At 42.9% G+C, this 580-nt stretch carries 1 protein-coding gene; it reads left to right on the top strand.

From position 1 onward, the window contains the following. Window positions 1-518 (top strand): ABC transporter permease (locus tag D8792_RS11235; RefSeq protein WP_142999413.1); only part of this gene is annotated, 518 nt, incomplete at its 5' end. Window positions 519-580: the final 62 nt, after the last annotated feature.

Here is a 580-nt window from a genome sequence, read left to right as displayed (position 1 = left end):
TACTAGCTGTGCTCATGGACAGCATGAGCTGGCTCAATGATTTGATTTACCCTATGATGGTCGTGGTGCAGACGATTCCGACCATTGCTTTGGCGCCAATTCTGGTTCTCTGGCTGGGTTATGGGATTTTGCCTAAGATTGTACTCATTATTCTAACGACGACTTTTCCGATTATCGTCAGTATTCTGGACGGTTTTCGGCATTGTGATAGGGATACTCTGACTCTCTTTGAGCTTATGCAGGCCAATCGCTGGCAGATTCTCTGGCATTTTAAGATTCCAGCCAGTCTTCCCTATTTCTATGCGGGCTTGCGCGTCAGTGTTTCCTATGCCTTTATCACGACCGTGGTTTCTGAATGGCTGGGCGGTTTCGAAGGCTTGGGTGTTTATATGATTCAGTCCAAGAAACTTTTCCAGTACGATACTATGTTTGCTATTATCATATTGGTTTCGGTTATCAGCCTGCTGGGGATGAAGCTGGTGGCTGTCAGTGAAAAATATGTCATTAAATGGAAATAAGAGCTCAGCTCTGCTATTTCCAAAAAAGAAAAGAGGATTATAATGAAAAAAACTTATAAAAT

The organism is Streptococcus cristatus (genome assembly GCF_003943505.1).
Taxonomy (GTDB): Bacteria; Bacillota; Bacilli; order Lactobacillales; family Streptococcaceae; genus Streptococcus; species Streptococcus cristatus_E.
The sequence above is the reverse complement of the archived record's forward strand: the minus strand, read 5'-3'. Positions and strand labels throughout refer to the sequence as shown.